Genomic DNA, 25,537 nt, shown 5'->3' with positions numbered 1-25,537 from the left:
GTGAAACTTGAACTGTTGGAGGTTTTTCTGTAAAATCAATTGAAGTGAAAACGAAAAGGAGAGATATTAAGATGGCAAAAGTATATGTGTTTGATCACCCCCTCATTCAACATAAACTTACATATATTCGAGATAAACATACAGGTACGAAAGAATTCCGTGAATTAGTTGATGAAGTAGCGACTCTCATGGCATTTGAAATTACGCGTGATCTTCCACTTGAGGATGCGGTTATTGAAACACCTGTTAATAAAACAAATTCAAAAATATTAACAGGGAAAAAATTAGGTATTATTCCTATTTTAAGAGCTGGCTTAGGAATGGTAGATGGCATCTTAAAGTTAATTCCTGCTGCAAAAGTAGGACATATTGGACTGTATCGTGACCCAGAAACATTGAAACCAGTTGAATATTATGTGAAGCTTCCTTCTGATGTAGCTGAACGTGACTTTATTGTAGTGGATCCGATGTTAGCAACTGGAGGTTCAGCAGTTGAAGCAATTCATTCATTAAAAAAACGTGGTGCCAAAAACATTAAATTAATGTGTTTAATCGCTGCTCCTGAGGGTGTTGAGGTAGTTAAAACTGAACATCCTGATGTTGATATATATCTTGCTGCTTTAGATGAAAAACTTAATGATCATGGCTATATTGTTCCAGGTTTAGGTGACGCTGGTGATCGATTGTTCGGAACGAAATAAATTCATATTTTTTGAAAATCAAGTAGAGCAGACTTTACTTGATTTTCTAGGTTTGTTAAGGGTCTGATTCCTCTCAATCTATTGTATTTACGCTTGAGGGTTATTGAATTTGACCTTTTTCGTTTAATCTTTACGTAGTCAAATGGTATAACTAAGATAACATTGTTAGTGGAGGCGTCTTGTGATGACTAAACGAATAAGAGTGATGACGATTTTTGGAACTCGTCCTGAAGCAATTAAAATGGCACCGCTAGTACTAGAATTACAAAAACAATCCGAGCATTTCGAATCGATTGTAACTGTAACCGCTCAGCACCGAGAAATGCTTGATCAAGTTTTACATATTTTTGGAATTACGCCTAATTATGATTTGAATATTATGAAGGAACGTCAAACATTAACTGATATTACAACGAGAGGGCTTCAAGGCTTAGAAGATGTAATGAAAAAAGTACAACCAGATATCGTACTTGTACACGGTGACACGACAACAACTTTTGTGGCGAGTCTTGCTGCGTATTATAACAAAATTGTTGTCGGTCACGTGGAGGCTGGACTTCGTACTTGGAACAAGTTTTCACCCTTTCCAGAGGAAATGAACAGGCAATTAACGGGAGTATTAGCTGATTTACACTTTGCTCCAACTTCTAAAGCACAAACTAACCTTTTAAATGAAAATAAAGAGGAACAAGGAATATTTATTACAGGGAATACTGCGATTGATGCGTTAACAACGACAGTGAAGGATCAGTATACACACCGTATTTTAGATCAACTTGGTCATGATCGACTAATTTTATTAACAGCACACCGTCGTGAAAATGTTGGCGAACCGATGCTGAATATATTCCGTGCGGTGAAACGTCTTGTTGAAGAACACGGTGATGTTCAAGTTGTATATCCTGTTCACTTAAATCCAGCTGTAAGAGAGCTGGCTAATGACGTATTAGGAAATGATTCACGTATTCACTTAATTGAACCATTAGATGTAATTGATTTTCATAATTTTGCTTCAAGAGCTCACCTCATCTTGACAGATTCAGGTGGCGTTCAAGAAGAAGCACCTTCCTTAGGAGTACCTGTCCTTGTCCTTCGTGACACAACCGAACGCCCTGAAGGTATTGATGCAGGTACATTAAAATTAGCAGGAACTGATGAAGATACGATCCATCAGTTAGCAACTGAACTTCTCACAAATAAGGAAGAATATGAGAAGATGGCACAAGCGAGTAATCCATATGGTGATGGCGAAGCATCTAAGCGTATAGCGGAAGCTATAAAGTATTATTTTAAACAATTAGCTAATAGACCAGCAGATTATTTAATATAGTTATTGTTAAAAAAGGCTCATTTCGATTGTTGCTATTTTTATCTAATTAGCACCAAAAAAGTAGTTTTATATGGTTAGTCATTGTCGTCCAGAAGAAAAGATGCCACGAACTCTAATGTGTACGTGTTTGGCTCTTAGGACGAATGCGAAAACAGCAATTAAAAAAGACTGATGATTGTCAGTCTTTTTTAGTTTGGACAGTAAAAGTGGTTGCTTGGACAGTAAACCCAGAAGTTTCGACAGTAAAGTATAAATTTTGGACAATAACACCGCATTTTACTCGAAATTAACATGTTTCCTCACATAAAATCATTCCATTCGTATAAAACTATAGCCTGAGGTGATGCTATGCGATTAATCAGGCAAATGAACCTAGTAGTTCTTCTTATCTTACTTCTATCATTGAATCCTTATCATCATGATGAGTTTAAAGCAGCAAATCAAGTTATAACCTACCCTGATCGACCCCCTATACCAAAATTTGTTCCAAATAAACAAGAGAAGGCTATTATTGTCGTTGAGGAAGAGCATTTTGAAAGTGCGAAAAAGCAATTATCCAACTCACTTTCTTCAATACGTGTTTATCAAATATATGAAATAGCCTTTAAAGGGTTTGCAGTAGAAGGTAAGTCACAAGATATACATAAACTATTACAGAAATCATGGGTGAAGCACTCTTCTTCAGTTTCCACATATCGTGTAACGCTTGAAAAGAGTGTTCCTTTTATCGGTGGTCATGAAGTAAGGGGGCTGTTTGATCCTGAGGATGTAAGACTAACTGGAAAGGGTATGAGAGTCGGTGTCATTGATACAGGGGTAGATTATACACATCCAGATTTACAAAGAAACTACGGAGGTGGATTTGATGTTATTGACGATGATAATGACCCAATGGAGACGATTGCTGCTGAAGGGTTACCCACACTGCATGGTACTCACGTAGCTGGAATCATTGCAGCGAATGGAAAGGTGAAAGGGGTCGCACCAGAAGCAGAAATTATCGCATATCGTGCATTAGGTCCAGGAGGAGTTGGTACGAGTGATCAGGTCATTGCAGCTATTGAAAAAGCGATTGAAGATCAAGTAGATATTATTAATCTATCTCTAGGAACTACAGTGAATGGGCCGGATTGGCCTACTAGTTTAGCGCTTGATAAAGCTGTTGAACAGGGCATCATTGCTGTCACGTCAAGTGGTAATTCTGGTCCTAGCATTTGGACGGTCGGCTCACCTGGTACGTCCGTAAAATCGATTTCTGTTGGTGCTTCTACTCCTCCAATGCATAATCCTTTTATTAAAGTCGCTTTACACGATGAAGAGATCGAGTTATCTACTATGCAAGGTTCACATGCTTGGGACATAAACAAACCGACTTCATTTGTTCTTGGCGGTCTTGGTACAAAAGAAGATCTAGTTGATGTGAAGGGGAAAATTGTTCTTATTGAGCGCGGGAAGATTACTTTTACAGAAAAAGCACTGAATGCTCAAAAAGAAGGTGCAGTTGGCGTAATTATTTATAATCATAAAGAAGGAGATTTCCTAGGAACTCTTGAGGAGCAGCCAACAATTCCTGTAGTATCAATGTCACAACAAGATGGCATATGGCTAAAGGCACGGCATGAAGAAGGTAAGAGGCTATTGTATACATCTCAACGACCTAGTAAGGACGTGTTAGCTGACTTTAGTTCAAGAGGGCCTGTAACATATACTTGGGGTATTAAGCCTGATATTGTCGCTCCAGGCGTGGCGATTGATAGTACCGTCCCGAATGGCTATTTACAATTACAAGGCACGAGTATGGCGGCTCCCCATGTGGCAGGGGCATGCGCGTTAATAAAACAAGCTCATCCTGATTGGACTCCAGAGCAAGTAAAGGCAGCTTTGATGAATACAGCTAAAATTCTAACGAAGGAGGATGGGAGTTTATATGAGCCCTATGAACAAGGAGCTGGAAGAATTCAACTTGCCGAAGCCATTAGAGCAAGTACTTTAGTATATCCTAGTTCAGTTGCCTTCGGGCAATTTCAAACAGAGGATGTTCGGCTAACGAAAAAAGTGACACTCACCATTGAAAATCAATCTACAAAGCGTGCTTATTATGCATTTGAATATCCAAAGCATCAGGCTGGACTACAATGGGGTTTGCCTATGTCCTTTACATTACAGCCTAAAGAGAAGAAGCAAGTTGATGTTAAATTTGATATTACACCAAATATGTTTGAGGGTGGCTTACATACAGGAGCATTTGTCATAAGAGAAAATAACAAACGTATTACATTACCTTATCTCTTTGTAGTAGATGAACCGGATTATCCAAGGGTGATGGGCTTTGAATTTACAATTGGAGACGAACCAGCTACATATCAATATGAGCTATATTTGCCTGGTGGTGCTGAAGAATTAGCTATAGCTTTGTATGATCCAGATACATTTCATTTTATTACATATTTAGACTGGCAAAAGGATGTAGAGCGAGGTTTATTTGAAAAAACATTATCGCTTGATGAAGTTCCAGCTGAAGGTGTTTACAAAGCAATTGTCTTTGCCAAAAAAGAGGGGAAAGAGGATTCGTTTGAAACAATGGTAGTAATAGAAGACATCGCTAACAACGAAAAATAGTGTAATCTAATAATATAACATTTTGTCGGCTTATGTAATGTGAACATTTCACAACAAACAGATTGACATTGACTATGTGCTATTGTATGCTTACAAAGGATGTAAAAAATAAGGCTTACAAGCGGGTAAAAACAAGACTTTTCAGACATTTTTTAATGCGTTTTGAAAAGTATTATTGTGAGGTTTATGTCGGAATGCGTCAAAACCAACGACACCCTTTACGAGCGATGGCACTAATGTCGACCATTCTCTCGCAACTAGTAGGTTCAGTTTTATTTGGCATTTTTTCTGGAAGATGGATCGATAGTAAATTGGAAACGGCACCATTGTTTTTAATTATTGGTCTTCTTATTGGACTAGCAGCTGGTGTATTAGCTATGGTGCGCTTGATCAACCACTATTTTTCGGGAGATTCCTAATTATGCAAGATTTGCAGCAATTGTCTATACGTTATAGAAAATACATATTATTTCTGCTTTCAATCTACGTGTTAGGTTGGGGGTTCACACCATATCAATCGGTTTTTTTAGGGTTGATATTTGGTACAATAATAAGTTTGTATAATTTATGGATCATGGTTCGTAGGTCAAACCGATTTACTAAAGCGGTGGAAGAAGGTACTAAAGTTCGTTCATTAGGAACATTTAACCGGATGGCTTCAGCTGCACTTGTCGTGTATATTGCATTACAATATCCAGACAAGATTCATTTATACTCAGCAATATTGGGATTAATGACGATCTATATCGTCATTATAATAGATTATTTTTTTCAACTCATTCATCGCGGGGAAGAGAGGTGAATAATAAATGAATCATGGAGCTCCAATTGCAGAATTTTTTGGCCTTTATTTTAATTTAAGTAACGTATTAATGATGCTAGTTACTGCTACAATTGTATTTATTATCGCAGTCATCTGCACTCGTTCACTATCTATGAAACCAACAGGTAAGCAGAACTTCATTGAGTGGGTAGTAGACTTTATTAAAGGAATTATAAATAGCTCGATGGATTGGCAAACAGGTGGAAGATTTTTAGCGTTAGGATTAACGTTATTCCTATACATCATTGTTGCCAATATGTTAGGTCTACCATTTGCGGTTCAAGTAAATGGTGAGCTATGGTGGAAATCACCGACTGCTGATCCAGTCGTTACGCTAACATTAGCGATAATGGTTGTTGGATTGTCACATTATTATGGTGTGAAAATGAAAGGTGTAAAAGAATATGGAAGAGACTTCATCAAACCATTTCCTTTTATGTTGCCATTTAAGATTATCGAAGAGTTTGCTAACACATTAACATTGGGTCTTCGTCTTTATGGGAATATATTCGCAGGTGAAATTCTTCTAGGGTTACTAGCTGGTTTGGCTACAAGTGGGTATCTTGAAAGTATCGGTTCTGGAATTATTGGAACTATAGCTTCAATTCCGCTTATGTTAGCTTGGCAAGGTTTCAGTATATTCGTTGGTGCAATTCAAGCGTTTATCTTTACAATGTTAACAATGGTTTATTTGGCACACAAAGTGAGCCATGACCATTAAATAAATCTACTCGTTCAAAATTAATTTTTTGGACACATCTTTTTAAATCATACTATTACTTTCACAAATTAAAGGAGGACTTTTTATTATGACAGGTTCTGTTGGTTTATTAGCAGCAGCAATTGCAATTGGTTTAGGAGCACTAGGTGCTGGTATTGGTAACGGTCTTATTGTATCTCGTACAGTTGAAGGAATGGCTCGTCAGCCTGAAGCACGTGGTATGTTACAAACAACAATGTTCATTGGGGTTGCACTAGTTGAGGCACTTCCTATCATCGCTGTTGTTATCGCATTTATGGTAATGGGTTCATAATAGTAGATCTTTGATTAGTGGGGTAATGGCGAAGAACATGTTCAAAGAACCTTCGCCATTCCTTTTGTTTAAATAATATAAATTTAATTTTCTTACACATACAATCGTTCAAAGACATTAGGTTTTTGAACGTCTTCATGAAATCTCTTGAAGGGAGTGAACGAAGATATGTTCAAATTGGACATGTTGATATTAGGAGCAGGAACTGGTGCAGAAGGCGGTGAGACGCCACTTTTTAATGGTGGAGATATTCTCGCACAATTAGTCATCTTCCTTATTCTATTATTGCTATTGAAGAAGTTTGCATGGGGTCCACTAATGGGTATTATGAAACAACGTGAAGACCATATCGCAAATGAAATTACGACTGCTGAACAAAGCAGCAAAGAAGCGCAGAAGCTTCTTGAAGAGCAACGTCAGCTATTAAAAGATGCACGTAAAGAAGCACAGGAACTTATTGAAGGTGCGAAGAAAATTGGTGATGAGCAGAAAAACGATATCGTTAATGCTGCCCGCATCGAAGCTGAGCGTGTAAAAGAGTCTGCAACTCAAGCAATCGAGCAAGAAAAAGAACAAGCTATTGCTGCATTACGTGAACAAGTAGCATCGTTATCAGTTCTTATTGCATCGAAAGTGATTGAAAAAGAACTAAATGAACAAGATCAAGAAAAACTTATAAATGATTACATTCAAGAAGTAGGAGAAGGGCGATGAGCAAAGAAATCGTAGCAAAACGATATGCGCTGGCTCTTTTCCAATTAGCAAAGGAACAGAATATCCTTGATGAGATTGGTGAGGAACTTCGCGTCGTAAAACAAGTGTTTACAGACAATGAGCAGTTTCTTTCTGTTCTGCATCACCCTAAGGTATCTGTTGCTAAGAAGAAGGCGTCGCTACAAGAGGCTTTCAAATCTGCTTCTTCAGTCGTGGTGAACACGCTTTCTCTATTAGTAGAACGCCATCGCTTAAACATCGTTGTTGATGTAGTGAATGAGTTTTTATCACTGTCAAATGATGAGCGCGGTGTTGCAGATGCAAAGGTATTTACTGTTAAGCCTTTATCGGATGTAGAAAAAAATACGTTATCAAATGTATTTGCGACAAAGGTTGGAAAGCAGTCTCTTAATATTGAAAATATAGTTGATCATACACTGATCGGTGGCATTAAAATCCGCATCGGTAATCGTATATATGACGGGAGCGTTAGCAGTAAGCTAGAGCGTATTGAACGTCAGCTCGTAGGAAATAGATCGTAGATAGGGGTGAAATTCATGAGCATCAAAGCTGAAGAAATTAGTTCACTGTTGAAAAAACAAATTGAAGATTATCAGTCAGAAGTTGAAGTTAATGATGTTGGTACAGTTATTCAAGTAGGTGACGGTATCGCACGTGTGCATGGCCTCGATAATGCCATGGCTGGGGAGCTTGTTGAATTTTCTAACGGTGTCATGGGAATGGCACAAAATCTAGAAGAAAATAACGTAGGTATCGTTATTTTAGGACCTTTCAGAGATATCCGTGAAGGAGACGAGGTTCGTCGTACAGGACGTATTATGGAAGTTCCTGTTGGAGAAGAATTAATCGGTCGTGTCGTGAATCCACTTGGTCAACCTGTCGATGGTTTAGGACCAATTGAATCAAACAAAACTCGTCCTATTGAAAGCCCAGCTCCAGGGGTAATGGATCGTAAATCCGTTCATGAACCTTTACAAACAGGAATTAAAGCAATCGACTCACTTATTCCAATTGGACGTGGTCAACGTGAATTGATTATCGGAGACCGTCAAACAGGTAAAACAGCAGTTGCGATTGATACAATTCTTAACCAACAAGATCAAGATATGATTTGTATTTATGTAGCTATCGGGCAAAAAGAATCTACTGTACGTGGTGTTGTTGAAACATTAAGAAAGCACGGTGCATTAGATTACACAATCGTTGTTACTGCATCTGCATCTCAACCTGCACCTTTATTATTCCTAGCGCCATATGCAGGAGTAACGATGGGTGAGGAGTTTATGTACAACGGTAAGCACGTGCTCGTTATTTATGATGATTTAACGAAGCAAGCCTCTGCATATCGTGAGCTTTCACTATTACTTCGCCGTCCTCCAGGTCGTGAAGCTTATCCTGGTGACGTATTCTATTTACACTCTCGCTTATTAGAGCGTGCTGCGAAATTAAGTGATGCAAAAGGTGGCGGCTCAATTACAGCCCTTCCGTTCATTGAGACGCAAGCAGGTGACGTATCAGCATACATCCCTACAAACGTAATCTCGATTACAGATGGGCAAATATTCTTGCAATCTGATCTATTCTTCTCTGGTGTACGACCTGCCGTGAATGCTGGTTTATCAGTTTCTCGTGTTGGTGGTTCTGCACAGGTGAAAGCGATGAGGAAAGTATCAGGTACATTACGCTTAGACTTAGCGTCTTACCGTGAGCTTGAAGCCTTCGCTCAATTCGGATCTGATCTTGATCAGGCAACACAAGCGAAGCTTAATCGTGGTGCACGTACTGTTGAAGTATTAAAACAAGGTTTGCATAAACCTCTAAAAGTAGAAAAACAAGTAGCTATTCTATATGCATTAACTCGTGGATTCTTAGATGATATTCCAGTAGCAGATATTTCACGCTTCGAAGAGGAATATTTCTCTTGGATTGAACATAATCGTAATGAGTTATTTGAGCATATTCGTTCAACAGGAAACCTTCCTGAAGAGGCTGACTTTGATGCAGCTATTGAAGATTTCAAGAAGACGTTTGCTGTTTCTGAATAATTGATGCTAAGCGGCGAGGTCTTACATTTGTAAACAACGATCGCCGCTATTTATACAAAATTTATTCTTATTTTGAACAACCTTAAAAAGGTGGTGAGAACCTTTGGCATCCTTACGTGATATAAAAACGAGAATTACCTCAACGAAGAAAACGAGTCAAATTACGAAAGCGATGGAGATGGTTTCAGCTTCGAAATTAAATAGGGCTGAAAATAATGCGAAATCGTTTGTACCATACATGGAAAAAATTCAAGAGGTTGTAGCTAGTATCGCATTAGGTAGTACCGGTGTTAGCCATCCGATGTTAATGAGCCGACCTGTGAAAAAGACTGGCTATATTGTCATTACTTCTGATCGTGGTCTTGCAGGTGCATATAATAGTAATGTCTTACGTTCTGTATATCAAAAAATTCAAGAACGTCATAGCTCTACTGAAGAGTATGCTGTCATTGCACTTGGTCGTATCGGTCGTGATTTCTTTTTAAAGAGAGGTATACCGGTAAATTCCCATATTGTTGGCCTAGCAGATCAACCTTCTTTTACAGAAATTAAAGATATTGCTAGTCAAACAATTGAATCTTTTGTAGATGGTACGTTTGATGAGATGTATTTGTACTATAATCACTTTATTAGTGTAATCCAGCACGAAGTAACAGAAAAGAAACTACTACCATTAACGGATATAGCAGCTGAGAGCAAGCTTTCTTCTTATGAATTTGAACCTTCTCAAGAAGATATTTTAGAAGTGTTGCTTCCTCAATATGCTGAAAGTCTCATCTATGGTGCCTTATTAGATGGTAAGGCAGCGGAACATGCAGCTCGTATGACTGCGATGAAAAATGCTACGGATAATGCAAACGAGCTTATTAAAGGTCTTACTCTATCATTCAACCGTGCGCGTCAAGCTGCAATTACTCAAGAAATTACTGAGATTGTTGCTGGTGCATCTGCACTTGAATAGGAAAGATCATAGATTTTCACAAGCAAGTTAGGAGGGAAAACGATGAATAAAGGACGCATTCTTTCAGTAATGGGACCGGTTGTTGATGTGAAATTTGATAACGGCCATCTTCCTGAAATTTATAATGCCCTTAAAATTGAGCATAAAGCGCGTAATGAAAATGAAGTTGATATTAACTTAACATTAGAAGTTGCTCTTCACCTTGGAGACGATTCTGTACGTACGATTGCAATGTCATCTACAGATGGACTTGTACGTGGATTAGAAGCAATTGATACTGAAGCAGCAATTTCTGTACCTGTTGGTGATGTTACATTAGGGCGTGTATTTAACGTTCTAGGTGAAAACATTGATTTAGATGAAGCAATCCCACAAGATGCACGTCGTGATGCGATTCACAGACAAGCACCGTCTTTTGAAAAGCTTTCTACAGAAGTAGAAATTTTAGAAACGGGAATTAAAGTAGTTGACTTATTAGCACCGTACATTAAAGGTGGAAAAATCGGCCTATTTGGTGGAGCGGGTGTTGGTAAAACCGTTTTAATTCAGGAATTAATCAATAATATCGCACAAGAACATGGTGGTATTTCAGTATTCGCTGGTGTAGGTGAGCGTACACGTGAAGGAAACGATTTATACCATGAAATGACTGATTCAGGCGTTATTAAGAAAACAGCAATGGTTTTCGGTCAGATGAATGAGCCTCCTGGTGCACGTATGCGTGTTGCATTAACAGGCTTAACAATGGCTGAATATTTCCGTGATGACCAAGGACAAGACGTGTTATTCTTTATGGATAACATCTTCCGCTTTACTCAAGCAGGTTCTGAGGTATCAGCATTACTTGGACGTATGCCTTCTGCCGTTGGTTATCAGCCAACATTAGCAACAGAAATGGGTCAGCTTCAAGAGCGTATTACATCAACAAGCGTAGGTTCTGTAACTTCGATCCAAGCAATTTACGTTCCTGCCGATGACTATACTGATCCAGCTCCAGCAACGACGTTTGCTCACTTAGACGCAACGACAAACCTTGAGCGTAAACTTTCAGAAATGGGTATTTACCCTGCGGTTGACCCACTTGCATCAACTTCACGTGCATTAGCACCTGAAATTGTTGGAGAAGAGCACTACGAAGTTGCTCGTCAAGTACAGTCAACGCTACAGCGTTATAAAGAATTACAAGATATCATTGCGATCCTTGGAATGGATGAGCTTTCTGATGAAGACAAATTAATCGTTCATCGTGCTCGCCGTATTCAATTCTTCTTATCTCAAAACTTCCACGTGGCTGAGCAATTTACAGGTCAAGCTGGTTCTTACGTTCAGGTTAAAGAAACAGTTCGTGGATTTAAAGAGATCCTTGAAGGAAAGTACGATAACCTTCCTGAAGATGCGTTCCGCTTAGTAGGACGTATTGAAGAAGTAGTTGAAAAAGCGAAAGAAATGGGCGTAGAAGTATAATTATTGGGACCTAGGAGGGTATAAAATGAAAGTGGTTAAAGTCCATGTAGTTACTCCCGATGGCCCGGTTTTAGAAGAAGATGTGGAGATGGTAATTGCAAAGGCTCAAAGTGGAGAGCTTGGTATTTTACCTGGTCATATTCCGATGGTTGCTCCATTACAAATTGGGGTAGTTCGTCTAAAAAAGGGAACCGACACTGAACTTGTGGCTGTTAGTGGAGGCTTTCTAGAAGTTAGACCTGAAAAAGTAACGATACTTGCACAAGCTGCGGAAGTTGCATCTGATATTGATGTGTTACGTGCGAAAGCAGCAAAAGAAAGAGCTGAACAACGTCTAAGAGCTCAAAAATCAGATGTTGACTTTAGACGAGCTGAGATGTCTCTTCAACGTGCGATTAATCGTTTGAACGTTACGAATAAACACTTTTAATTAAAAAGGCTTTCTGTATCATACAGAAAGCCTTTTTATTTGTGATTTTTGTCATTGACGAAAGGTTGAAAATTAAGTAATGTTGCTGATGGAAAATTCAATATTTCGTCCATGCTTTATCGACACAAATATTGGTATTTGCTATAATGTTAACGGTTAAATAAAATATTTTTTCATTACAAGGCACGACAAACGGAGGGGGAACATGGAGCAATTTAACTTATACATCAACAATTATTTAATCGTATTCGTTTTTCTATGTCTAGGAGTCTTGTTACCTGTAGTTGCATTAACAGCAGGACGGTTTTTACGACCGCATGCACCGAACAGTGAAAAGCAAAAGACTTACGAAAGCGGTATTGAACCATTCCATGATTCACGTGTGCAGTTTAACGTAAGGTATTATATTTTTGGCTTAATGTTTGTAATTTTTGATGTTGAAACAGTTTTCTTATACCCATGGGCAGTTGCATATGACAAACTCGGTATTTTCGCATTAATTGAAATGCTTATTTTTGTCGTTATGTTATTAATCGGGTTAATATATGCATGGAAGAAGAAGGTGTTAAAATGGATTTAAACATAGAAAACATTTCAGCAGAAGAAATGGAAGAATTAAAACGCAATATATTTTTTACAACACTTGAACAATTGAAGGGTTGGGCGAGAAGTAATTCTTTATGGCCATTAACGATGGGACTCGCTTGTTGTGGTATCGAAATGATGGGTGTTGGATCATCACATTATGACTTAGACCGTTTTGGCTCTTTTTTTCGTACCTCTCCACGACAATCTGATGTCATGATTGTTTCGGGGACAGTTACAAAAAAAATGGCGCCAATCGTTAAGAGATTATACGATCAAATGTCTGAACCTAAGTGGGTAATAGCAATGGGGTCTTGTGCAACAGCGGGAGGACCATATGTTAAGTCTTATGCAGTTGTCAAAGGGGTCGACCAAATTGTACCTGTCGATGTATACATTCCTGGGTGTCCGCCAAATCCAGCAGCACTTATTTATGGAATAAATAAATTAAAGGAAAAAATTCGCTACGAAGCTAAGACAGGAAAGAAGGTGATGTAGCAAATGAGCAAAGATCTTGATCAACAAAAGAAGGAAGCTGCAAAAAAAGCTAAAGAGCTAGCATTAAAAAAACTAGCAGAGAAGAAAGCTAACGATGCTAGTCTTAAAGAAAATGAAAGTGATTCAAATATTGATGTAGCTAAAGCAAAAGCAGCCGCAGCAGCGAAGGCAAAAGCAGCTGCATTAGCCAAACAAAAAGAGATGGCAAAGCAAAAAAATGAGGGCGAAAAATCAGCACAAAAGGAAGCGGTTACAAGTAGTTCTAATGATGTAACAGACCTTGAGAAGCAAAAGGCAGCCGCAGCAGCAAAAGCAAAAGCCGCTGCGTTAGCCAAGCAAAAAGCAAAAGAAAAGAACGAAAGAGCTCCTGAAGATGATGAAGCGAAAGCAAAAGCTGCCGCAGCAGCAAAAGCGAAAGCCGCTGCGTTAGCTAAACAAAAAGCAAAAGAAAAAACCGAAAAAGCTCCTGAAGGTGATGAAGCGAAAGCAAAGGCAGCCGCAGCAGCAAAAGCAAAAGCCGCAGCCGCAGCAAAGGCAAAAGCAACCGCTTTAGCAAAGCAACAGAGAGATAGTGGGAATGAGAAAGTTGAAAATGATGATGCTGCCGCCGCAAAAGCGAAAGCGATTGCAGCAGCAAAGGCAAAAGCGAAAGCCGCCGCTGCAGCAAAAGCAAAAGCAAATGGTGCAACAGAGTCAGACCAAACAGTAGAGAAAAAACCATCTCAAAACCAACCTTACCTCGATAAATATGTAAAAGTAATTGAAGAGCATCTAGGAAAGGAAGTTTTGTCAGACTCGTATATTAATGAGGTTTCAAAAGACGTTCCAACACTAGTAGCAACACCTGAATCATATTTTAAAATAGCAGAATTTCTAAAATATAATGAACAGTTAAGCTTTGACTATTTATCGAATATACACGGAACAGATTTTGTTTCACATATGGAAGTATATGTGCATTTATACTCATATATTAATCGGCAAACTGTTGCCTTAAAGGTCAAAATAGATCGTGAAGAACCAATTATTGATTCGTTGCAACCATTATGGGAAGGAGCGAATTGGCCTGAACGGGAAGCTTATGACTTATTAGGCATCAACTTTAAAGGTCATCCTAACTTAGCGCGCCTTTTACTTGCAGAGGATTGGGTTGGATACCCGCTTAGAAAAGACTACGAACCGTATGATGTGGAGGTTTAACTGATGATTCGAACAGAAGAAATGCTCCTTAACGTTGGACCGCAGCATCCAAGTACACATGGTGTATTTCGGCTTGTGGTCAAAATAGATGGTGAAATCATAACGGAAGCGACACCAGTAATTGGTTATCTTCACCGTGGAACAGAAAAACTAGCAGAGGACTTACAATATACACAAATCATCCCATTTACTGATAGAATGGATTATTTATCAGCAATGACGAATAATTACGTCCTTTGTCATTCAGTTGAAACAATGATGGGGCTTGAAGTACCTGAACGAGCTGAATACTTACGAGTATTGGCGATGGAGCTTGGACGTATCTCTAGTCATCTCGTCTGGTGGGGAACATATTTACTAGATATCGGTGCAGTCAGTCCGTTTCTTTATGCATTTAGAGAACGTGAAATGATTATTAATCTGCTAAACGAACTTTCAGGTGCTAGACTTACCTTTAATTATATGAGGGTAGGCGGTGTCAAGTGGGACGCACCAGAAGGTTGGATTCAAAAGGTAGAAGAGTTTGTTCCATACATGCGCGAACAGCTTAAAGGGTACCATGACCTCGTCACAGGAAACGAGATCTTTATGAGTCGTGTAAAAGGTGTAGGAACTTATACGAAGGAAGATGCACTTGCATATTCGTTAAGCGGAGTAAACTTACGCTGTACGGGCGTTAAATGGGACCTACGAAAAGATGAGCCATATTCAATCTATGATAGGTTTGATTTTGATGTACCTGTTCGAGAAGAAGGCGATGCATTAGCACGTTATTTTTGTCGCTTAGAAGAAATTGAAGAGTCATTAAAAATAATCGAACAAGCTTGTGAACAGTTTCCAAATGAAGGTCCAATATTGGCGAAAGTACCTAGGATTATTAAAGCTCCCAAAGGTGAAGCGTATGTACGCATCGAATCACCTCGTGGAGAAATAGGCTGTTACATTGCAAGTGACGGTAAGAAGGAGCCGTATCGTTTAAAATTCCGTCGTCCGTCATTTTATAATTTGCAAATCCTCTCAAAATTATTAAAAGGGGAAAATATGGCGAATTTAATTGTTATTTTAGGAGCAGTTGATATTGTTCTTGGGGAGGTAGATGGGTAATGATGCAAGACTTATTGCATTCCTCACCAACTGTCGGAAACCTGGCCATTTTTTTAGGATTAGGTACGCTATTTTTATTTGTAGTACTAGGATTTGTTACATATGGCATCTTAGCAGAGAGGAAAGTAATGGGATTTATGCAGGGACGTATAGGCCCAAACCAAGTAGGGGGCCGTTGGGGCTTACTACAAACTGTTGCAGATGTTCTTAAACTGTTATTAAAAGAAGATGTCGTAACGAAGAATGCTGATAGACCACTATTTTTAATTGCTCCAATTATTGCTTTTGCTCCTGCATTTATGGTGTTGGCAACGATGCCATTCACGGACGCATTCCAATTTGCAGATATTGGTGTTGGATTATTGTATTACATTGCTATATCTGGCTTAACGACAATTGGGGTTGTGACTGGTGGTTGGGCATCAAACAACAAATATGCATTATTAGGTAGTATGCGTGCCGCTGCACAGATGATTTCTTACGAGATTCCACTTGTGATGTCAGTATTAGGGGTCATCTTCTTAACAGGAAGCTTAAATTTAAATGATATCGTTCAAGGTCAAGAAACTTGGTGGAATATATTTAGGCAACCAATTGGTTTTGTCGTCTTTTTAATTGCTGCTGTTGCAGAGTTAAATCGTGTACCATTTGATTTGCCAGAGGCAGAGTCGGAAATTATTGCAGGTTACCACGTCGAGTATTCAGGGTTTCGCTGGGCATTTTTCATGCTAGCTGAATATGTTTACTTTTTTGCGATGGCTTCACTTATAACTGTATTATTTTTAGGTGGATGGCATCCGATCATGTTCCTTGATTTTATTCCTGGAGCGGTTTGGTTTGCTTTAAAGTTTAGCTTCGTAGTGTTTTTACTCATTTGGTTCCGTGTTGCATTTCCACGTGTACGAGCAGACCATCTAATGGAATTTGGTTGGAAGGTGTTACTACCTGTTGCTCTTGCAAATATATTTATTACAGCTGTAATTAAGGAAATTATTAACTATTTTTAGAGGAACATCCTCATTAGTAATATGTCATTAAAAAATAAGGGGTTGGGTACATGCTAGGTTTAGCAAAAGGATTAAAATATACCCTAAATAGTGTAACGAAGAAGAAGGTTACGTATGATTATCCGAATGAATCATTACCACTTCCTGATCGTTTTCGAGGAATACAAAAATTCTATCCTGAAAAATGTATCGTTTGTAACCAGTGTGCAAATATATGCCCGACAGATTGCATTAGGCTGACTGGTAAGAAGCATCCTGATCCAAATAAAAAAGGGAAAATCATCGATACTTATGATATTAATTTTGAAATTTGTATTTTATGTGATTTATGCACGGAAGTTTGTCCGACTGAAGCAATAGTCATGACCAACAACTTTGAGCTTGCTGAGTACAGTCGTGATGAGCTATTTAAAAATCTAGAATGGTTAGATGAGAATGACCAAAACATTCGAAAGGAGAATAAAGCATGAGCGGTGAATTTATAGCACTAATAGTACTTTCACTAATCGCTATAATTGGCAGTATCCTCATGTTGTCTCTAACAAAGGTAGTACACATGGTCATTTCACTTGTGTTTACGTTTATTAGTATTGCTGGTGTTTATGTCCTGTTGTCTGCAGAATTTGTAGCGGCTGTTCAAATATTAATATACTCTGGTGCAATTACGATTATTATGCTGTTTGGTATTATGCTGACACGTCATAATGATGAAACGGGTGACTCTAAGGCAAGCATGCTGCGTAAGCTTCTTACCTTATTGGGTGTCATAGCTTTTGGAATCGTAGTCATGCTAGGAATTGTTAATCTTGATTTCGGTCAACAAGCGACTACGTTACACGTAGAAAACACAAAGCAGATAGGTATAGCCCTTTATTCTAAATTTGTTATACCGTTTGAATTAATGTCTGTCCTTTTGCTTGTAGCACTCATTGGGGCTATTATTTTAGCAAAAAAAGATGATGAGGAGGCGGACAATAAATGAGTTCAACTCCTTTAGCTGGTTATTTATTATTAGCGTTGTTTTTATTCTGCTTAGGCTTGTATGGTGCGCTGACGAAAAAAAACATGGTCATTGTGCTCATTTCGATTGAGCTAATGCTCAATGCTGTAAATATAAATTTAGTAGCATTTAGTAAATTTGGAGTCAATCCAAATATTACTGGTCAAATCTTTTCCCTTTTTACGATAACTATTGCTGCAGCAGAAGCGGCGGTTGGTTTAGCTATATTGATGGCGCTATATCGTAATCGAAAGACAGTTAACATTGACGAAATGGATTCGATGAAGCATTAATGGACAGTTTATCTTCACTGACTAAAAAAAGGGGATCGTGATACGATGATGGAATATGCATGGTTAATACCGCTTTTCCCGTTAGTTTCTTTTGTGCTTCTTCTCCTGTTTGGTAAGCGTTTGAAGGAGGGGAGTGCATATGTAGGTATTCTCATGACGTTGGTATCTTTCACAATGGCAATTTTCGTATTGGTAGAACGGCTGAGTGAACCAACATTTAAGCAAGAAGGTACATGGCTTACGATTGGGAATATCAACTTAACAGCGGGATTTGAAATCAATCAATTAAATGCACTAATGCTAGTAGTAGTAACGCTTGTCAGTTTTCTTGTACACCTTTATTCAAAGGGATATATGCATGGAGATGAACGGTTTCCAGTATTTTATGCATATCTAGGGTTATTTACATTTTCTATGCTAGGATTAGTGATTTCACCAAACCTACTTCAAACCTATATATTTTGGGAGTTAGTTGGTGTGGGATCATTCTTATTAATCGGTTTTTATTTTTATAAAGAGGATGCGAAAGCAGCTGCCAAAAAAGCGTTTATCATGACAAGAATCGGTGATGTAGGACTATTCATTGGTATGATTCTATTATTTTGGCAGGTCGGTAGCTTTGAATATGATGACATTTTCAATGCAGTATCAACAAATGTGATACCGATGGAAATGATTACTTTAACAGCTATTTTAATTTTTATTGGTGCAATGGGTAAGTCAGGTCAGTTTCCATTGCATTCATGGCTCCCAGATGCAATGGAAGGTCCGACACCTGTATCCGCACTTATACATGCGGCGACGATGGTAGCTGCAGGGGTATATTTAGTTGCATCGATGTTTCCTTTGTTTACTGCAAGTGAAACAGCATTGACAACAGTTGCAATTGTTGGTGGCTTTACAGCGATATTTGCGGCATCGATTGGACTTGTTCAAACGGATATTAAACGAGTACTAGCTTATTCAACGGTTAGTCAGTTAGGGTATATGATGCTTGCTCTAGGCTCTGCGGGCTATGTTGCTGGGGTATTTCACCTGACGACACATGCATTCTTTAAGGCATTGCTATTCTTAGCAGCTGGTAGTGTCATTCACGCAGTTCATACGCAGAACATCAATGAGATGGGTGGTTTATGGAAAAAGCTGCGTCTCACAGGTCCGTTATTTTTAATTGGTACGTTAGCAATTAGCGGTGTACCGCTGTTTTCTGGATTTTTCAGTAAAGAAGAAATTTTAGTTGCGACATGGACTCATGGCAATTATGTGTTGTTTTGGATCGCTGTCATTGCAGCATTCTTCACAGCATTTTATATGTTCCGCTTATTCTTTTTAGTATTCACAGGAAAACAAAATGGAACTACGAAAGAGGTACACGAGTCACCATTATCGATGACGTTTCCGATGATTGTGTTAGCTATTTTAGCGATTGTAGCTGGATATATAAATACACCTTGGTTTGGAACGTTCTTAGGTGATTGGTTGGCACAAGGAAATGAATACTTGGAAGCTGCACATGTTAAAGCCCCAGCATGGATTATGATTGTGGCAACGGTCGTTTCATTTGCCGGTATTTTTCTAGCATATTTAATGTATGGGAAAAAATCACTTGCAAGGGATACCTTCTCTTCACGTGAATCGATTGTATATAACATTTTGTTAAATAAATATTACGTAGATGAGTTTTATCAAGCAACGGTTGTTTACACAACTAAAGTGATTAGCTTATTTATGAAATATATTGAGAAATTTATCATTGAAGGTATAGTGAATGGCATTGCATTATTTACACAAAGCATAGGTAGAATAGGGTCCAAGCTACAAAATGGGCAGATTCAAATGTATGGTGCAGTGACTATTATTGGTTTAGCAATCTTATTAGTGATCTTTGCTTTGACAGGGGGGTATATCGGATGAACGCATCTTTCTATTTATCACTATTAATATTCTCCCCATTGCTAGGAATTATTCTTCTCATGTTGATTCCTAAAACGCAAGAGAAGCAAATTAAACTTGTCGGTTTTTTAGCAACATTACCTGCATTATGCTTATCACTCATTGTTTTTGTGAAATATGTAACTGGTGAAGCTTTAAGTCAATATGCAGAAAAATATGAATGGATTCATTTAGGTCAGTTTCCAGGGTTGCCTGAATTTGCTTGGAGAATTGATTATGAGCTGAGTCTCGACGGTCTAGCACTCGTCATGATCGTACTTACTACAGTCCTTTCGACATTAGCAGCGATTGCGTCTATTCATATTAAAAAAGAATGGAAAGGCTATTTCATGCTTTTCCTGTTATTAGAAATTGGCATGCTCGGCGTTTTTGCTGCTGGGAACCTTATCTTATTCTTTATTTTCTTCGAAGTAACGCTTATTCCAATGTTTTTCCTTATTGGAAAGTGGGGCTATTTTGCCAAAGAAAAAGCTGCGTTCAGCTTCTTAATCTATAATGGGATTGGTTCAGCAATCCTATTAATCGTTATCATTATCTTATTTGCGAAAACTGGAACAGCCAATTTTGAGGATCTTAAGGTTGCTTTAAGCTACCCTGTTGATCAAATTCAATTTTTCTTTCCAGTTTCTGAACAGCTTCGTTATGGGTTACTCATTGCACTTATTGTTGCATTTGGCGTGAAGCTACCTATATTTCCGTTACATAGCTGGATGCTACGTGTACACGTCCAAGCACCACCAGCCATTGTAATGCTTCACTCTGGCGTCCTATTAAAAATAGGTGCTTTCGGTCTCATTCGGTTTGGTATGGGGTTATTCCCGAACGAGTTTGAGTCAATAGCAATATGGTTAGCGATATTAGGTGTCATTAACCTGTTATATGGTGCATTTTTAGCACTTATTCAAACGGACTTAAAAATGGTACTAGCTTATTCAAGTATTTCACATATGGGAATTGTGTTAATCGGACTAGCTGCATTAAATGAGGCTGGCATTCAAGGTGCGATTTTTCAAGTCGTATCACACGGCTTAATTTCAGCATTGTTGTTCTTCCTCATAGGTGTCATGTATGAACGTGTTAACACTTCATCGATTGACAAGCTTGGTGGTTTAGCAAAGGCTATGCCATTAACAGCTGGGTTCTTACTTGCAGGAGCAATGGCATCATTAGGATTACCTGGCATGTCAGGGTTCGTTAGTGAATTCATGGCATTTGCTGGTTTATTTAAAGAAATGCCTGTCATTGCAGCAATAGGGGCACTTGGTATTATTTTGACAGCAGCTTATTTACTACGAGCAGTGTTGCAAGTAACATTTGGAACTGCAAAGCAATCATATGGGGAACTAGCTGATTTCAAAGCAGTAGAAATGGTTCCTGCGCTCGTATTACTCGGTTTTATTATCTTAATAGGTGTATACCCAACTGTTCTATCAGAGCCGTTAAAATCAACTATTGAGACTATTATGTTAGGAATAGGAGGGTGAGCGGGATGGATCTCGATACTTTGCTTAGTTACGAATGGGGAATTATGGCACCAGAGTTCGTCATCCTCGGTGTTGCAACCCTTCTTTCACTAATAGATTTGTTTATGGGGCAAAATAAAAGTCGTAAACCACTCGCGTGGTTAGGCATTGCTGGGATTGTCGTTGCTATTATCTTTTTAGTAGGGTCATTTGAAAAAGAAGTGACATCCATTCTATATGATACGTATCGGCTTGATTCTTTCGGTAAAGCGTTTAAGCTATTATTGCTAGTAGGTGCCGGCTTAGTGTTGTTGCTTTCAATGAGCTATCAGCCAAAAGATAAGCTAGAATACCGTGGTGAATTCTATTATTTATTTTTAACTGCACTACTAGGTGCTATGATTATGACTTCAAGTGGAGATATGATTACACTATTTGTCGGCCTTGAATTACTCTCTATTTCATCATATATTTTAGCTGGATTACGCAAAAAGAATCAGCAATCAAATGAATCAGCGATGAAATATGTAGTGAATGGCGGAATTGCTACAGCGCTAACGTTGTTTGGAATGAGTTATATTTATGGATTAACAGGTACTACAAATGTAATTGAAATTGCATACCAGCTTTCAACAATTTATGATACGAACATGCAATATATGTTATCATTGGCATTTTTAATTATGTTCGTTGGCCTGGCGTTTAAACTAGCAGCTGCACCTTTTCATATGTGGGCACCAGATGTCTATCAAGGGGCACCTACACCAGTTACTGCATTTTTAAGTGTAGTATCAAAAACTGCTGGCTTTGTTATTATTATGCGCTTGTTCTTGTCCATTTTTCCACGAACACCAGCAGGAGGAACAAGTGGGAATTGGATGTTTTTCGAAATGCAAGATTACATTGCATTCTTAGCAGGAGCATCGATGATTATTGGTAATACCATTGCGTTAAAACAAAGAAATGTTAAACGTATGCTTGCCTACTCTAGTATCGCTCATGCTGGGTACGTATTAGTAGCTTTTGTCACGCTATCACCATTTATGATTGACACCATTTGGTTTTACTTAGCTGCGTATTTACTAATGAATTTAGGGGCATTTGCAGTATTGCAACTTATCACTGATAAATCTGGTTCTGAGGATATAAGCCAGTTTGCTGGGCTATATAAACGTTCACCACTGTTAGCAGTGACGATGACCATCTTTATATTATCGCTTGCAGGTATTCCTGGAACAGCAGGATTTATTGGGAAGCTAAATATATTTATAAGTGCATTTGCTTCTGTTCCTAGCCATTACGTACTCGCATCGATTTTAATCGTGACGACTGTCATATCTTATTTCTATTACTTCGGCATATTGACGCAAATGTTCTTTCGTCCTGCGCCATCGCAAGGTGCATTTAACGTCTCTTTCGGTGTCATAGCTGTTATCGTTATTTGTGCAATTGGTACAATCCTTCTAGGGATACTCCCTGGCATTGCATTTGACTTTTTATACGATACTTTTAATTATTTTAATGATTTTGTACGCTAGTTGAGACCGAGAAAGATTAAGTTTTATAGCTCTTATATAGGAATGAGACATTGAAAGCATGATGGGAAATAGTAAACACAATGCGGTTACTGGCGTAGCTTTCATGGGTCATTTGAATTCACAAATATAGAGGTTTATTGATAAGATAAAAGGAGAGGTGGACAAAGCTACCTCTCCTTTTTGTGGGAAGGCTCAGTGGTTCTAAATGGAAGAGGCTATGAACGGAGCAGCTTTTCAAGTAAAGAAGATCAATGTCAATCTACCTGAAAAATGATGGGAGGTATATATTAATGACAAATTATGGTATAGATGCACTTGTTAGCATCCTATCACATTTGATATTTATTACGATTACATGGTGGGCACTACAATCGCTAAATTTTGAAAAGATTTTTAAAAAAAATCGGGTAATCCAAGCTCGGACATTATTTATTTTAATCACTATTGCAATCGGTTCAACCATTAGCAACTTTTTTTTAGACTACCTTTTCTGGTCGAAACAAATTACCACGTTATTTAGCTAAATTTGTGCTTAAAACCGCTTAGGACAGTAATGAAGTACTTTACACAGTATCACTCACGGCAAAGACAGTAAAGAACACAGCTTGGATAGTAAAACGCTTAATTTGGACAGTAAAACACTAAGTTAGGACAGTAAAACGCTAAGTTTGGACAGTAAAACATCAAATTCGGACAGTACAGCTTCTATTGTTGTTAAGTTAATTAAAAGAATGTAAGAAAATTAAAGGAGAACGAGTAAAAGGTGGAGAACTCTTCAAAAAAATAATATGAGGTGATGGAATGATTAAAAAAGGAAGGCAAATCCCACCTAAGATACAACAATTAGAGGCTTTATTAAGACGGTTGCCACCTACACACTCCAAAAAAGAGCTGCTTAGTAAAGAATTAGCAAAATCATATGCTGGATATCGAGGAGAGAAGTCGCTTGATTATCACTTTGACTTTCTCCCAAATGATAAGTATTTCATACTACATGATTTAAGAATTCCTGATAGTGAAAACCGTTATTTTCAGCTAGATACACTCATCATATCGGCATGTTTTATTTTAATTATTGAAGTGAAGAACATCTCTGGCACACTCACATTCGACCGAACCTTTCACCAACTGATTCGAGAATTAGATGGAAACGAAGAGGCATTTCCTGACCCCTTTTTACAAACTAGTAGGCAAGAAAGTCAACTGAAAAATTTGTTAGCGAAGTATAACTATACATCTATACCAGTTCTATCACTCATCGTCATAAGCAAGCCTTCAACAATTATAAAAATTACTTCTCATTTTAAGGAAACCTCTCGCAAAGTGATCCACGCTGCATCACTCCCAACCAAATTAAACGATTTAGCTTCCGTATATAAAGAAGAAATATTAACTAAGAGGGACCTTAACAAAATCATCCAACTGCTCGTACAACATCATTCTCCAACATATCCAGATGTGTTACAAAAATTTCAAATTCATTCCTCTGAGATTATTACAGGAGCTCATTGTCCAATATGCTCTACCCTTCCGTTACATCGACAACGAGGTGTTTGGTATTGTCCCGTATGTAAATCGAACATTCAAAATGCTCATATTTATGCTTTAAAAGATTTTTATCTCCTCATTAGCCCAATAATTTCTAACAAACAATTACGTGAATTTCTTCAGCTACCTTCCATATCCATTGCCTCAAAAATATTGGTATCCCTCAACCTACAACATTCTGGGGATTTTAAAAAGAGACAGTATGAGCTTTCACGCACGAAATTAAGTGAATTAGTTAAGGCTCATTCCGCAAAACTATGACTAAGTTGTGATCATTTGTTATAAAAATGATACTTATTGCTTATGCGTGTGACTTATTAGTAACCCATATGCTGAGTATAGTATTTGCTTTCTTTCCTTCACTTATTTTCTTGTCTAAAGATGACGAGTTTTTCCAAGTATGAACTGCGTTGATGTGGCAACAATGAAAATAAGGAGAGGAAGTGGCGAGAGATGAAAAATAAGCTTCATAAAATATGTATGTTACTTATTGTAGTGATTTTACTAAGTATTTATGAAAATTCCATGACTAGTGCAGATGAGTACGTAAATAAATTAGAGGAAATTGCAAATGTATACGAAAAAAATCATATTACGATTGAAGAATGGAGCCTCTATAGTAGACAGGCATTAGAAATCAGTGATCAGGTGGAATTCGAACAACGGATAGAGGAGCTTAAGGAGAAGACTGGTAGCTTTAATTGGGATATTTCTAAAAATTCAAATAAATTGGAAGCTGTTGGTACACTTGAGCATTTGGATAAAAACCAAACAGAAGTTGTAAAGCTCATCTCATCATATGACAATGGACATCGGTATTCATACCTATTTTATGAAGTTAAAGGAAATCACACCGATTGGACTAGTGTAAATGGTACAACAAAAAAGAGAATAGCTGACATTTTTACTGATGATGTCACAATTTTTACTTGTATCAAGGGCTATTTAAATGATAAGATTGAAGAGGTTTTGTATAAACGAGCGGACAAATTACTACAACAATTTAATGCTAGAGCAATTGAGGCATTGAACGAAGAGACATTTGTCTCAATTTCTGCATATACTGATGATTGGAAAGATATTATTCCAACAAAAACTGAACCGATCAATATACAAATAGCCTTGCGTAGTACAGGGTTAGGTGGGAGGACTAACGTTGTAGTTGGAACACCTATCATAACATCTGAATATTAATATTATATAGAA

General features: G+C 38.0%; 28 protein-coding genes. All 28 read left to right on the top strand.

Annotation, left to right across the window (positions count from 1 at the left end; translation table 11 throughout):
- Window positions 1-71: 71 nt before the first annotated feature.
- The 28 genes from upp (at window position 72) to ACSVDA_RS07555 (ending at window position 25,525) form a co-directional block, all read left to right on the top strand.
- Entirely contained in the window at window positions 72-701 is a 630-nt protein-coding gene (gene upp / locus ACSVDA_RS07690) for a uracil phosphoribosyltransferase (protein ID WP_320207411.1), read from the top strand.
- A 184-nt stretch (window positions 702-885) separates the two neighbouring features.
- Window positions 886-2,031 (top strand): non-hydrolyzing UDP-N-acetylglucosamine 2-epimerase, encoded by a 1,146-nt coding sequence (wecB, locus tag ACSVDA_RS07685; RefSeq protein WP_485882163.1) that lies wholly within the window; start codon window positions 886-888, stop codon window positions 2,029-2,031.
- A 143-nt stretch (window positions 2,032-2,174) separates the two neighbouring features.
- Entirely contained in the window at window positions 2,175-2,321 is a 147-nt protein-coding gene (locus tag ACSVDA_RS07680; protein ID WP_485882162.1) for a hypothetical protein, read from the top strand.
- Between the two features lie 58 nt (window positions 2,322-2,379).
- Window positions 2,380-4,650, top strand: a complete 2,271-nt coding sequence (locus tag ACSVDA_RS07675) for a S8 family serine peptidase (RefSeq protein WP_485882160.1) — start codon at window positions 2,380-2,382, stop codon at window positions 4,648-4,650.
- 194 nt (window positions 4,651-4,844) lie between these two features.
- Window positions 4,845-5,069, top strand: coding sequence for an AtpZ/AtpI family protein (locus ACSVDA_RS07670; protein WP_485882158.1), 225 nt, complete (start codon window positions 4,845-4,847; stop codon window positions 5,067-5,069).
- A 2-nt stretch (window positions 5,070-5,071) separates the two neighbouring features.
- Window positions 5,072-5,452 carry an ATP synthase subunit I gene (locus ACSVDA_RS07665; RefSeq protein WP_485882156.1) on the top strand — a complete coding sequence of 127 codons (381 nt, stop codon included), beginning with the start codon at window positions 5,072-5,074 and terminating at the stop codon, window positions 5,450-5,452.
- A 7-nt stretch (window positions 5,453-5,459) separates the two neighbouring features.
- Window positions 5,460-6,194 carry a F0F1 ATP synthase subunit A gene (gene atpB, locus ACSVDA_RS07660; protein ID WP_485882154.1) on the top strand — a complete coding sequence of 245 codons (735 nt, stop codon included), beginning with the start codon at window positions 5,460-5,462 and terminating at the stop codon, window positions 6,192-6,194.
- 88 nt (window positions 6,195-6,282) lie between these two features.
- Window positions 6,283-6,507 (top strand): F0F1 ATP synthase subunit C, encoded by a 225-nt coding sequence (gene atpE, locus ACSVDA_RS07655; protein ID WP_214480865.1) that lies wholly within the window; start codon window positions 6,283-6,285, stop codon window positions 6,505-6,507.
- Between the two features lie 183 nt (window positions 6,508-6,690).
- Window positions 6,691-7,221, top strand: coding sequence for a F0F1 ATP synthase subunit B (atpF, locus tag ACSVDA_RS07650; RefSeq protein WP_485882260.1), 531 nt, complete (start codon window positions 6,691-6,693; stop codon window positions 7,219-7,221).
- Complete coding sequence (locus tag ACSVDA_RS07645; RefSeq protein WP_320207417.1) at window positions 7,218-7,763, top strand: F0F1 ATP synthase subunit delta; 546 nt, start codon at window positions 7,218-7,220, stop codon at window positions 7,761-7,763. The genes atpF and ACSVDA_RS07645 overlap by 4 nt, the downstream gene beginning before the upstream one ends.
- A gap of 15 nt (window positions 7,764-7,778) precedes the next feature.
- Window positions 7,779-9,287: a F0F1 ATP synthase subunit alpha gene (gene atpA, locus ACSVDA_RS07640; protein WP_485882151.1), complete on the top strand. Its 1,509-nt coding sequence runs from the start codon at window positions 7,779-7,781 to the stop codon at window positions 9,285-9,287.
- A gap of 103 nt (window positions 9,288-9,390) precedes the next feature.
- A complete protein-coding gene (gene atpG, locus ACSVDA_RS07635) occupies window positions 9,391-10,248 on the top strand; it encodes an ATP synthase F1 subunit gamma (protein ID WP_485882149.1) in 858 nt (285 codons plus the stop codon).
- Between the two features lie 42 nt (window positions 10,249-10,290).
- Window positions 10,291-11,712: a F0F1 ATP synthase subunit beta gene (atpD, locus tag ACSVDA_RS07630; protein ID WP_485882147.1), complete on the top strand. Its 1,422-nt coding sequence runs from the start codon at window positions 10,291-10,293 to the stop codon at window positions 11,710-11,712.
- 25 nt (window positions 11,713-11,737) lie between these two features.
- Window positions 11,738-12,142: a F0F1 ATP synthase subunit epsilon gene (locus tag ACSVDA_RS07625; protein WP_320207421.1), complete on the top strand. Its 405-nt coding sequence runs from the start codon at window positions 11,738-11,740 to the stop codon at window positions 12,140-12,142.
- 205 nt (window positions 12,143-12,347) lie between these two features.
- Window positions 12,348-12,722: an NADH-quinone oxidoreductase subunit A gene (locus ACSVDA_RS07620; RefSeq protein ID WP_320207422.1), complete on the top strand. Its 375-nt coding sequence runs from the start codon at window positions 12,348-12,350 to the stop codon at window positions 12,720-12,722.
- Window positions 12,713-13,225, top strand: a complete 513-nt coding sequence (locus tag ACSVDA_RS07615) for a NuoB/complex I 20 kDa subunit family protein (RefSeq protein WP_320207423.1) — start codon at window positions 12,713-12,715, stop codon at window positions 13,223-13,225. Before ACSVDA_RS07620 ends, ACSVDA_RS07615 begins: the two co-directional genes overlap by 10 nt.
- A gap of 3 nt (window positions 13,226-13,228) precedes the next feature.
- On the top strand, window positions 13,229-14,425 hold the full coding sequence (locus ACSVDA_RS07610) for an NADH-quinone oxidoreductase subunit C (protein ID WP_485882144.1): 1,197 nt from the start codon (window positions 13,229-13,231) through the stop codon (window positions 14,423-14,425).
- A gap of 3 nt (window positions 14,426-14,428) precedes the next feature.
- Window positions 14,429-15,529, top strand: coding sequence for an NADH-quinone oxidoreductase subunit D (locus ACSVDA_RS07605; protein ID WP_485882142.1), 1,101 nt, complete (start codon window positions 14,429-14,431; stop codon window positions 15,527-15,529).
- A complete protein-coding gene (gene nuoH, locus ACSVDA_RS07600) occupies window positions 15,529-16,536 on the top strand; it encodes an NADH-quinone oxidoreductase subunit NuoH (RefSeq protein WP_485882141.1) in 1,008 nt (335 codons plus the stop codon). Before ACSVDA_RS07605 ends, nuoH begins: the two co-directional genes overlap by 1 nt.
- 50 nt (window positions 16,537-16,586) lie before the next feature.
- A complete protein-coding gene (nuoI, locus tag ACSVDA_RS07595; protein WP_214480854.1) occupies window positions 16,587-17,006 on the top strand; it encodes an NADH-quinone oxidoreductase subunit NuoI in 420 nt (139 codons plus the stop codon).
- The gene (locus ACSVDA_RS07590; protein WP_320207427.1) at window positions 17,003-17,518 is read left to right on the top strand and encodes an NADH-quinone oxidoreductase subunit J; all 516 of its coding nucleotides are present in this window, start codon (window positions 17,003-17,005) and stop codon (window positions 17,516-17,518) included. Before nuoI ends, ACSVDA_RS07590 begins: the two co-directional genes overlap by 4 nt.
- Window positions 17,515-17,829 carry an NADH-quinone oxidoreductase subunit NuoK gene (gene nuoK, locus ACSVDA_RS07585; protein ID WP_214480852.1) on the top strand — a complete coding sequence of 105 codons (315 nt, stop codon included), beginning with the start codon at window positions 17,515-17,517 and terminating at the stop codon, window positions 17,827-17,829. Before ACSVDA_RS07590 ends, nuoK begins: the two co-directional genes overlap by 4 nt.
- A gap of 45 nt (window positions 17,830-17,874) precedes the next feature.
- On the top strand, window positions 17,875-19,743 hold the full coding sequence (nuoL, locus tag ACSVDA_RS07580) for an NADH-quinone oxidoreductase subunit L (protein ID WP_485882140.1): 1,869 nt from the start codon (window positions 17,875-17,877) through the stop codon (window positions 19,741-19,743).
- The gene (locus ACSVDA_RS07575) at window positions 19,740-21,266 is read left to right on the top strand and encodes an NADH-quinone oxidoreductase subunit M (protein ID WP_485882138.1); all 1,527 of its coding nucleotides are present in this window, start codon (window positions 19,740-19,742) and stop codon (window positions 21,264-21,266) included. The genes nuoL and ACSVDA_RS07575 overlap by 4 nt, the downstream gene beginning before the upstream one ends.
- Window positions 21,267-21,271: 5 nt before the next feature.
- Window positions 21,272-22,783: an NADH-quinone oxidoreductase subunit NuoN gene (gene nuoN, locus ACSVDA_RS07570; protein WP_485882137.1), complete on the top strand. Its 1,512-nt coding sequence runs from the start codon at window positions 21,272-21,274 to the stop codon at window positions 22,781-22,783.
- A gap of 290 nt (window positions 22,784-23,073) precedes the next feature.
- Window positions 23,074-23,307 carry a DUF1146 family protein gene (locus ACSVDA_RS07565; RefSeq protein ID WP_485882135.1) on the top strand — a complete coding sequence of 78 codons (234 nt, stop codon included), beginning with the start codon at window positions 23,074-23,076 and terminating at the stop codon, window positions 23,305-23,307.
- Window positions 23,308-23,584: 277 nt separating this feature from the next.
- Window positions 23,585-24,592: an NERD domain-containing protein gene (locus ACSVDA_RS07560; protein WP_485882134.1), complete on the top strand. Its 1,008-nt coding sequence runs from the start codon at window positions 23,585-23,587 to the stop codon at window positions 24,590-24,592.
- Between the two features lie 192 nt (window positions 24,593-24,784).
- On the top strand, window positions 24,785-25,525 hold the full coding sequence (locus tag ACSVDA_RS07555; protein WP_485882133.1) for a YwmB family TATA-box binding protein: 741 nt from the start codon (window positions 24,785-24,787) through the stop codon (window positions 25,523-25,525).
- Window positions 25,526-25,537: the final 12 nt, after the last annotated feature.

This window comes from Cytobacillus sp. Hm23 (assembly GCF_051842895.1).
In the GTDB taxonomy this organism is placed as follows: Bacteria; Bacillota; Bacilli; order Bacillales; family SM2101; genus Nanhaiella.
This window is presented reverse-complemented; position numbering and strand designations above follow the sequence as displayed.